General features: G+C 60.9%; 10 protein-coding genes. 2 read left to right on the plus strand and 8 right to left on the minus strand.

Features of this window, described 5'->3' with window-relative positions:
* Positions 1-23: 23 nt before the first annotated feature.
* Both trxA and ABEA06_RS08420 read left to right on the plus strand, forming a co-directional pair.
* Positions 24-359 (plus strand): thioredoxin, encoded by a 336-nt coding sequence (gene trxA / locus ABEA06_RS08415; protein WP_303381736.1) that lies wholly within the window; start codon positions 24-26, stop codon positions 357-359.
* 57 nt (positions 360-416) lie between these two features.
* The gene (locus tag ABEA06_RS08420; RefSeq protein ID WP_345311176.1) at positions 417-1,622 is read left to right on the plus strand and encodes a peptidoglycan-binding protein; all 1,206 of its coding nucleotides are present in this window, start codon (positions 417-419) and stop codon (positions 1,620-1,622) included.
* A 120-nt stretch (positions 1,623-1,742) separates the two neighbouring features.
* Here the strand turns inward: ABEA06_RS08420 and ABEA06_RS08425 are convergent, their stop codons facing one another.
* The 8 genes from ABEA06_RS08425 to rpmH form a co-directional block, all read right to left on the minus strand.
* On the minus strand, positions 1,743-3,023 hold the full coding sequence (locus ABEA06_RS08425; RefSeq protein WP_345311182.1) for a ParB/RepB/Spo0J family partition protein: 1,281 nt from the start codon (positions 3,021-3,023) through the stop codon (positions 1,743-1,745).
* A gap of 751 nt (positions 3,024-3,774) precedes the next feature.
* Positions 3,775-4,629, minus strand: a complete 855-nt coding sequence (locus ABEA06_RS08430) for a ParA family protein (RefSeq protein WP_303381734.1) — start codon at positions 4,627-4,629, stop codon at positions 3,775-3,777.
* A gap of 268 nt (positions 4,630-4,897) precedes the next feature.
* Positions 4,898-5,521, minus strand: coding sequence for a 16S rRNA (guanine(527)-N(7))-methyltransferase RsmG (gene rsmG / locus ABEA06_RS08435; RefSeq protein ID WP_345311183.1), 624 nt, complete (start codon positions 5,519-5,521; stop codon positions 4,898-4,900).
* A 106-nt stretch (positions 5,522-5,627) separates the two neighbouring features.
* Positions 5,628-6,170, minus strand: coding sequence for a Jag family protein (locus ABEA06_RS08440; protein ID WP_345311177.1), 543 nt, complete (start codon positions 6,168-6,170; stop codon positions 5,628-5,630).
* A 13-nt stretch (positions 6,171-6,183) separates the two neighbouring features.
* A complete protein-coding gene (gene yidC, locus ABEA06_RS08445) occupies positions 6,184-7,173 on the minus strand; it encodes a membrane protein insertase YidC (protein WP_345311178.1) in 990 nt (329 codons plus the stop codon).
* The gene (gene yidD, locus ABEA06_RS08450) at positions 7,170-7,682 is read right to left on the minus strand and encodes a membrane protein insertion efficiency factor YidD (protein ID WP_396415711.1); all 513 of its coding nucleotides are present in this window, start codon (positions 7,680-7,682) and stop codon (positions 7,170-7,172) included. Before yidD ends, yidC begins: the two co-directional genes overlap by 4 nt.
* Positions 7,679-8,023, minus strand: a complete 345-nt coding sequence (rnpA, locus tag ABEA06_RS08455; RefSeq protein ID WP_303381731.1) for a ribonuclease P protein component — start codon at positions 8,021-8,023, stop codon at positions 7,679-7,681. The genes yidD and rnpA overlap by 4 nt, the downstream gene beginning before the upstream one ends.
* 25 nt (positions 8,024-8,048) lie before the next feature.
* Entirely contained in the window at positions 8,049-8,186 is a 138-nt protein-coding gene (gene rpmH, locus ABEA06_RS08460) for a 50S ribosomal protein L34 (protein WP_303381730.1), read from the minus strand.
* Between the last annotated feature and the right edge of the window lie 242 nt (positions 8,187-8,428).

Genomic DNA, 8,428 nt, shown 5'->3' on the forward strand with positions numbered 1-8,428 from the left:
CCCGCTGAAAGGAACAAATCGACATGAGTGCAGCCAAAGACGTCACCGACGCCAACTTCCAGGCCGAGGTGCTGGAGAACTCCAAGCCCACCATCGTGGACTTCTGGGCCGAATGGTGCGGACCCTGCCGGCAGTTGGGCCCGGTGCTGGATGCCATGGCCGCCGAGTACGCGGACAACATTGACGTTGTGAAGGTCAATGTTGACGACAACCCCGCCATTGCCTCCAAGTACGGCATTACGTCCATCCCCGCGGTTTACTTGTTTGCCGACGGCGAGGTGGCCAAGACCTCGATCGGCGCCAAGCCCAAGTCCGCGCTGGAGAAGGAATTTGCGGACTACCTGACCCCGTCAGCCTGAGCGCGCGGCACACTAGCTACCGCGCTTCACGTTCCACAACTGTCAGGGGGAAGACCAGTGACATCCGAGCCACATGCGGCCAACCTTCGTCTGGGAGTGACCGACAGGCGCGTGGTGGGGCTTCGCGAACGCCTCATCCGCGCCAGCGAGGGTGCCACTGGTGTGTCCCCGGACGCCGTCAAAGACCCGTCACACTTTGATGAGACGCTCGACGGCGCCCTGCGGATCTTCCAGCAGAACAAGGGGCTGATCGTGGACGGCGTGCTCGGTCCCGAAACCGAGACCGCTCTGACACAAGCCCAGTACACCCTGGGCGACCGCCCATTGTTCTACGACGCCGAGCACCCCCTGCGCGGCGAGGACGTGGAACTCATTCAAGCAAACCTGTCTCGGTTGGGTTTCTACTACGGTCACCTCAACGGGGTGTTCTGCCGCAAGACCCACTACGCAGTGGTGGAACTGCAGCAGAATCTGGGCCTCGAGGCCAATGGCGTGGTGGATCTCGAAACAATTGCGGCGCTTGCACGCATCAACAAGAACATCACGTCGTCCAAGGCCTACTCGCTGCGTGATTACCACCGTTTGGAACAGGCCACCAACGCTCTGAAGCAGCGTGTGATCATCCTGCTGCCCTGGTCCACTTCCGGTCAAGCTATCTCCCCCACGGCACCCGAACAGTTCACGGCTGACCAAGAGCGCATTACGACCGACGTTGCCCTGCGCACGTACGAGCTGCTGAACAACGTGGGCGCGTCACCGGTGATACTCAGCACCGGTAGCTACATGACCAGGTCCGGCGAACCGGTCCGCACGGTCGAGTCCAAGGCCGCGGCCACCCAGGGACACCCCGACGCGCTCGTACTGACACTTCATTGTGATTGGAACGCCTCGGAGTCAGCCAATGGCGTGGCCACCTATTACTGGGGTGACCAAGATGGTGCTGAGACCTTCTCTCCCATTGGTGAAACCGCAGCACGGTACATTCTCAAGGAACTGATCTCCCGTACCGGCGCCCAGGATCTCGGTTGTCACGCTCGTCAATGGGAGCTCTTGCGCTACTCGAATGCCCCCACCGTGTGGATTGACCTGGGTTATCTTTCAAGCGCCGCCGAACGGATCAATCTCGAGAACCCCGAACACCGGGAGCGCTTGGCGGAATCCATCCTGTGCGCGCTACAGCGAATGTACGTTCAGTCCGCCGATAACATTGCGACCGGCACCATGAGTTTGTCGGACATTGAGGACTACTACAACTCGAACTGAGCTTGCGGGCTCCGCACATGGAAGTGGCCCCGATGTTTCACGTGAAACATCGGGGCCACTTTTGTCTGCGGGGCCGATCGGCAAAACTCATGCCTCGGGCCATGGCCCCGCAAGTGCTAGCTAGCTCTGGTCCTCCATTTTTGGGTCCAAGACATCGATGATGCGGTTCAAGTCCTCCACGGACGCAAACTCAATGGTCATCTTGCCCTTGCGTGCACCCAGCTGAATCTTGACGCTCGTGTCCAAACGATCCGAGAAAGCATCTGCAATGTAGTTGAGTCGATCGTCATGACGATGGGTAGCACTCTTGCGCTTGGTCCCGTGACGCTTAAGTCCGTCCGACAGCGCCACCGTTTCCTCCGTGGCTCGCACGGACATGCCCTCCGCTACTACCCGCTGCGCCAGACGCTCCATGTCTGCGGGATCGGTCAGACCCAGTAATGCCCGCGCGTGACCGGAGCTCAATACCCCGGCCGCGACGCGGCGTTGAACCAGGGGTGGCAGGCGTAGAAGGCGGAGGGTATTGGAGATTTGCGGACGAGACCGGCCAATGCGGCGGGAGAGCTCGTCCTGCGTGGCACCGAATTCCTCCAACAGCTGCTGATAAGCGGCCGCTTCTTCCAGGGGATTCAGCTGCGACCGATGCAGGTTCTCCAGGAGGGCATCACGCAGGAGATCGTCATCCGCGGTTTCGCGGATGATCGCGGGGACGGAATCCAGTCCGGCCTTCTGAACGGCACGCCAGCGCCGTTCGCCCATAACCAGTTCGTACTTTGCACCCTCTCCCTCGCGGCTGGGCCGCACCACGACAGGCTGCAGGACTCCGAGTTCTTTCACGGAGAAGGCGAGCTCAGCCAGTTCATCCTCATCGAATACCTGTCGAGGCTGTTTGCGGTTGGGGTGGATGTCGGCGATAGGTATTTCCGCAAACTGCGCGCCCGGTACGGCCCCGAGTTGGTTCGGGTCGGTATCGTCCTCGAAGTCGGCAGATGTTTCACGTGAAACATTCGGGTCTGAACCTGCCGCCCGGGATGAGTCCGTACGGCCGTTCGGTGCTTGCTGGGGTTGACGGCTTTGCTTGCTAGCCGCGCCGCGCGCATTACCGGACTCGTTGGGTGCGGACGCTGCATCGGGAGACTTGGTGTTTCTCGCCGGTGCGTCTACTGCCGTCGTTCCATCACGACCCTCGTCGATCGTAGTCCGAGAGGTATCCGATGTTTCACGTGAAACATCGTGCTGAGCCTTATCTCCCGGCGATACATTGAGCTCATGTGACGGTGGCCCATTGACGGGCGACGTCGAGGGTTCCGATTCATCGTTTCCTTCGGGCTCATCGGAGGGAAGGAAGAACATGTCCACCGGACGGCGGACACTGGTCGTACTTCTCAAGGCCTGACCCATGTCGCGTCGCGAACGTGCGTTGGGTTTAGTCCCCTTGCTCACGCCGCGGGATTCGGGCGATGTTTCACGTGAAACACTCGGCTTCTTCCCGGTAACCTCGGCAGCTGTCTCCTTTGTTTGCGCCGGGGCATTATCACTCGACCTCTTCGCGGTCGCGCCAGTCGTGTCTCCGGCCGTTTTGTTCTTCTTACCGGCAGATTCGACAGACCGCCCGCGGGCGGGTTGTAGGGCTCCCTTTTGCTCGTTCTTTTTATTTGTGGGGGGCGTGTCCGAGTTGGCCTTTACGGATTCCTGCTCGGTACGGGGTTTACTTGGTGCAGCATCCGACACAGCGGAATTCTTGCTTGTTCCGGTCCGCGCTCGTCCCTGCCGTTGTTCTGGTGATTCCGTCTTGACCGTCGTCGTGCCGCTGTCTGCGGTAGTCGTTTCGGCGGCCGGTGCCGGACCGCTGGGAATGAGGGCTCCAAGGCCGCGACCCAGACCCCTTCGTTTCTCGCTCACGTGAATCCTTTCGTCATATCTCCGACGTTCATCTTATCCACGTGCGGCCGTGCGCTTGCACCGCCTGGGCCATGCAGCGCCGTGTTTCGGGTCGCTGTTTCACGTGAAACATCGCAACTCGCAGATGTCCAGCTAGAGCCTCAATGACCTGGACGTAAGAGGGCCGCGAACTCGACAAGTTCGCGGCCCTCAATAGCTGTTCTACAGGTTCAAACGGTTATCCATGCGTGTTTCACGTGAAACATGGTAGCTAGGGTTTGGGAGAACGCGCTCCCAGTTCGGCAGCTGCTTCGAGGTAGGACAGGGCACCGGTGGAGCTCGGGTCGTACGTAATGACGCTTTGCTGATAGCTCGGGGCTTCGGATATCCGCACCGACCGCGGAATCATGGTGTCCATGACCTGGTCAGGGAAGTGTTGCCGCACTTCATCGGCCACCTGAGAGGCAAGGTTGGTACGGCCGTCGTACATCGTCAAGAGAATGGAGGACACGGACAAGTCGGGGTTCAAGTGCTTCTGAATCATGGTGATGTTGTTCAGGAGCTGACTCAGACCCTCCAATGCGTAGTACTCACATTGAATGGGGATGAGTACCTCGGTGGCAGCAACGAACGCATTGATGGTCAGAAGTCCAAGACTCGGCGGGCAGTCGATGAACACGTAGTCCAAGCGGGTCTCGCCCCGCTCTTCGCGAGCTTTCCCGTATTCCTTGAGCGCCCGTTGGAGCCGTTGTTCGCGTGCCACGACTGAGACCAGTTCGATCTCCGCCCCGGCGAGGTCAATGGTGGCCGGCAGCACCCAGAGATTCTCCATTTCGGGCGACTTCTGAACAACATCTACGATTGGAGTCTCGTCAATCAGAACATCATAGACACTGTCGACATCCGTGCCGTGAGGAATTCCCAAGGCAGTGGACGCATTGCCCTGCGGGTCGTTATCGATGACCAAGACGTTCTGGCCCTGTTGAGCCAGTGCGACAGCCAGGTTCACGGAGGTGCTGGTCTTACCCACGCCACCCTTTTGATTACTGATCGTGATGTACCGGGTTTCAGCAGGGGGATCGATCTTGGTCTGCCTAAGTCGTGCACGACGTTTATTCTCTTCCACGAGCTTCCTCCCAAGAGCGGTATCCGCTACTGCCTGCTGCGCTGCCGTACCGTGCGGAGTGTCTGTTTCACGTGAAACGTGACGTCCTCGGTCCGGAACAACCTTTTCTGTTTGTGCTGCGGGATCCGGTGGGAGACCGAAATCATGGCCGCGCACCCGGTCGTTCCGAGTTTCGGAGTTCTGCTCCACTCGTACCACTCGTCCTCTCCGACGGTTACAGACTGTCCTGCGTTAGCTTACCCAGCCATATCGGGCACACCGATCAGGATCACAAGCTCAGGCGGACCACCGTGGTGGGTTCGCTCAGCAGATCCTCACCCACGGTGAGTACTTCCGCGGACCGCACTCCGAACCGATTGAATTTCTTCTTGGCCTTGTCGACCTCGTCCTGTGCCGACCGCCCCTTGAGGGCGAGCAGCTGTCCGGACCCCTTGAGCAGGGGAAGGGTGATGTCCATCAGGCCGGTCAACGCGGACACGGCGCGAGCCGTCACCACATCAACGTTCTTCAGCTGCGTCTTGGCCTGTTCGGCACGCGTCCGCAGTACGGTCACGTTGGGCAATTCAAGGTCCTCGATGACTTCGTCGAGCCACTGGACACGACGTTCCAGGGGTTCCACCAGGGTGATCGCGATGTCCGGGCGCGCCAGGGCGAGGCACAGTCCCGGCAGACCGGCACCGGAGCCCACGTCCACCACACGTGCGTTCTCCGGGATGAGTTCCTGGACCACGGCACAGTTGAGTACGTGACGTTCCCACAGTCTGGGTGCCTCACGCGGGCCGATCAACCCACGGACGATTCCCGACGATGCCAGGTGCTTGGTATAGCATTCGGCAAGCGCCAGTCTGTCGCCGAAGAGCCGCTGGGCGGCCTCCAATTCCGAACCTGCCAGCGGAGGAGCCGGCTGCGGATCGGGGGCCGGACGCGAGGTGGCGGGAGGCTGAGAAGGTCCCGGAGCGGCGTCGTGCGCCTTGGACGAATGTGAACGTGCCACAGACCTAATCCGCCGCAGAAATCACGATGTGGCGACCCGGGCCTTCGCCCTCGGACTCGGAGAGCAAACCGGCCTCGGCCACGGCGTCGTGAATAATTTTGCGCTCATAGGCGGACAGCGGTTCCAGATGCACGCTGTCACCGCTGGACTGCACCTGGGCCACAGCCTTCTGGGCCATCTCACGCAGCACCTCGGCGCGAGCCTCGCGGTAGCCCGCGACATCGAGCACCAGGCGGCTGCGACGCTCCGTGGCGGAGAGAACCGCCAGGCGGGCAAGCTCCTGCAACGAATCCAGTACCTCGCCCTTGGGGCCTACAAGGGCTTCCAACTCGGAGTTCTGGGAGTCCTCGGTCACCACGGACACGTACGTACGGCCATCGCGGACCTCGATGTCGATGTCACCGTCGATGTCAGCGGTGTCGAGTAGCTCCTCGATGTAGTCGGCCGCGATCTCGCCTTCTTCCTCGAGGGGGCTCAACTGGGCCTCGAGTACATCGGCAGTCTGGTTCTCGGTCGTGACGTCATGACCGTTGTCAGTCTCGTTCATTCGATGCTCTTCCTCAGGACCCTTGCTTCTTGCGGCCCTGCTGCTGTTTCTGGCGTTTCTTGGACACGGGCTGCTTGCGCTGCCCCGCGGCGGCACGCTGGCGCTGTTCTTCCAGCTTCTCCTCGTGCTCTTCCTTGGTCACACCCACCGGCGGTAGACCCTTGGCGGTGCGGCGTTCGTTGAGCTCGCGTTCGGCCTGAGAACCCGGGGTGGGGTTGTTGCGGATGACCCACCACTGCTGGCCCATGGACCACAGGTTGGAAACGGTCCAGTAAATGAGCACACCCAGCGGGAAGTTGATGCCGCCGATCGCGAAGACCAACGGGAACAGGTACAGCATCATTTGCTGCTGGCGGTACATGGGCGACTGCTTGGCGGCATCGCTCATGTTGCGCACGGTCAACTGCTTTTGCGTAATGAACTGCGTGGCGGACATGGCCACGATCATGACGACCGCCAGCACCACGGTTGCCGTGTGGTTACCGGCACCGGGCTGCATCAGGGTGGAGAACAGCGGTGCACCGAAAATGGTGGACGCGTTGAACTGCTCGACCAGCTGCGGGGTCAGCACGTGAATGGACTCACCGTTGGCGGCCGCCTGGGGCACCGAGCGGAGCACCTTGAAAAGCGCGAAGAAGATGGGCATCTGCACCAAGATGGGCAGGCACGCGGAGAACGGGTTCGAACCGTGATTCTTGTAGAGGGCCATTTGCTCTTCGGCCATGGCCTGGCGAGAGAGCTGATCCTTCTTGCCCTTGTACTTGGCCTGCAGCTTGGCCATTTCGGGCTGCAGTTCCTGCATGCCGCGCATGGATTTGATCTGCTTCAGGAACAAGGGGATGGTCAATGTACGCATCACCAGGGTCAGACCCACGATGGACAGCACCCAGGTAATACCTGATGCCGGGTCCATCCCAATGGCGGTGAGTAGCTCGTGGAAGACCCACAGCACTGCCGAAACGGCCCAGCTGAAGGGGAAGAGGATGATGTCGAAGAAATTCATCGAACGTTGGCTCCTTGAGTCACGCCGTGGTGGTGACCGGGGCGGTCGCACGTGGCCTCACGTGCGAGGTTCGGGTGGTTGAGCAGCATGATTTTGGGCGTTTCGGACAGTGAATGGAACTCTCGTCCACCGCCGGGAACTCTGTCGATTCCGCCCGCCGCCCATGGATGGCAGCGCAGTAAACGTTTGACACTCAACCCGAGTCCACGGGCCGCGCCGTGAACGGTGAAGGCTTCGAGCGCGTAGGCCGAGCATGACGGGAAGTAACGGCACACGTCCCCGTAGAGCGGGGACACAATGGAGCGATACAGCTTGAGCAGCGCAATGCATACGTTCTGCGGGGCGTACTTGATGGCGCGAAGCGCGTTGTTCGCCCTGTGGTACTCCTGGGGTGCTCGGTTCAGGAGAGCGTCGGCTGCCACCCGGTCTTCCACGTGTGCGCCTCCTCCACTACCTTGCACATCGAACGGTACGGCATTGCCCTGGGCAATGCCGAAGTCTGTCGTCATCCGGCCTTCCGGAATGCGCTCTGATACGCACCACGGTAGTCGTCACCGAGTTCGCTCCACACAGCACCCGCCGAGGCAGGTAGGGCGCGGACCACAACATCGTGCCCCGTGGGACGCGATTGCACGGTGTCGGCCGCGAGTTGACGCAACCGACGCTTGACCTTATTGCGAACCACCGCGTTCCCCACGGCCTTGGACACGACAAAACCCACGCGAGTGGGCTGGCTCTGGTCGCTCATGCGTACGGATACGACGACGTTCCGGCGTCCACTACGGGCGCCGGAACGTACGGTTGCAGAAAACTGCGCTGAGGTGCGCATCCGATGCTGGACGGGCAGCACGGTGCGAGGCCTCTACAACTTGAACTTAGGCCGACAGAGTAGCGCGACCCTTGCCACGGCGGGCATTCAGGATGGCGCGGCCTGCGCGGGTGCGCATACGAGCGCGGAAGCCGTGCTTACGGGCACGACGGCGGTTGTTCGGCTGGAAAGTCCGCTTGGTCATTAGTCACTCCACAAGGTTGGGACAACGGTGCTTGAACCGTGCGGTTGCACGGGATGGGCACGCGGTAGGTATTTGGGTGCGTAAGCGCGGCAGAAAGGCCCGAGCATAAACGCACAAGACTGATTTACAGTAGTCAATCGCCCGCCCCCAGTCAAATTCGGCAGGGCCATTTCAAAGTCCGGTGAGTTGGCGGACGATTTCGGGGTGGTGGTCTAGTGCGCGCAGGGTGGCGGTGATGTTGG

The organism is Kocuria gwangalliensis (genome assembly GCF_039544365.1).
GTDB classification, from domain to species: Bacteria; Actinomycetota; Actinomycetes; order Actinomycetales; family Micrococcaceae; genus Kocuria; species Kocuria gwangalliensis.

Coding starts and splice junctions, on each gene's coding strand:
- ABEA06_RS08425 (WP_345311182.1), bottom strand. CDS start 3,023: ATGGGTCAGGCCTTGAGAAGTACGACCAGTGTCCGCCGTCCGGTGGAC.
- ABEA06_RS08440 (WP_345311177.1), bottom strand. CDS start 6,170: ATGAACGAGACTGACAACGGTCATGACGTCACGACCGAGAACCAGACT.
- yidD (WP_396415711.1), bottom strand. CDS start 7,682: ATGACGACAGACTTCGGCATTGCCCAGGGCAATGCCGTACCGTTCGAT.
- yidC (WP_345311178.1), bottom strand. CDS start 7,173: ATGAATTTCTTCGACATCATCCTCTTCCCCTTCAGCTGGGCCGTTTCG.
- rpmH (WP_303381730.1), bottom strand. CDS start 8,186: ATGACCAAGCGGACTTTCCAGCCGAACAACCGCCGTCGTGCCCGTAAG.
- trxA (WP_303381736.1), top strand. CDS start 24: ATGAGTGCAGCCAAAGACGTCACCGACGCCAACTTCCAGGCCGAGGTG.